This window comes from Vibrio sp. 2134-1 (genome assembly GCF_033339495.1).
On record NZ_JAWOUS010000375.1, the window covers coordinates 1 to 734 of the forward strand.

1 protein-coding gene is annotated in these 734 nt (G+C 52.7%); it reads right to left on the minus strand.

From position 1 onward, the window contains the following. The coding region (locus R7R78_RS26075) for a TraC family protein (protein ID WP_225474608.1) at positions 1 to 734 on the minus strand (734 nt) is incomplete at both ends.

Consider the following 734-nt stretch of genomic DNA (forward strand, 5'->3'; position numbering starts at 1 on the left):
GGCAGAGCAACGAACTTATCCTCCATCAGCTCGAACCGAGATTCACGCCAGATGTTTCGTGCGGCCATCGCCGCCGCTTCAACACGTTCTTTGGTTGGAGCAAATAAAACCACCGAGTAGGTGATCTTGACTGGCTTAGCCCCCTCTTTCATGGACTCATAGAGAGTGTCGAAGCTCTCCTTTTTGTCCGCCAGCACCGGCACGAATTTGAGCATCGGCCCGTAGGCTTGGTTTACAGTGAACTGGCGTTTGCGCTCCAGAGTGTTTTTCGTGCTTTCTGCCTCAGGGAAAAACACATTGGTCACAACCATGTAGTTTTCTTTGATGCTGGAGTTGCCGCCGCTGAGATCCCCGGCATAGGTCAACGCATCACCAAAGTAGAAAACGTCAGGCAGCTTTTTCGCTGACATGACTTTCGCGTGGTAGTCCCCCAGCCTGATGCCGTTCTTGCTGACTTCCACATCAGTGCCGTAATCGAAGATTTGCTCGCAGATGGGCTTATCCATCTCCCAATCCACAGAGTCATGTCGCCATGAAGCATCCGGCCCCCAATTCAGGATGGTGCTCATGATCCGGATGTAGTTCACCGCCGTCATTGTGCGGGGACGCAGACCAACGGTTTGAAGCGATGATTCGACCTTCGTGCGAAGCTGTGCGAGCTGCTGGAGTTCGCTTTCAGTCGGGTTATTGTTCTTGATGGGGACTTTGCACGTAACGAACAGCTTGAGGTCTTG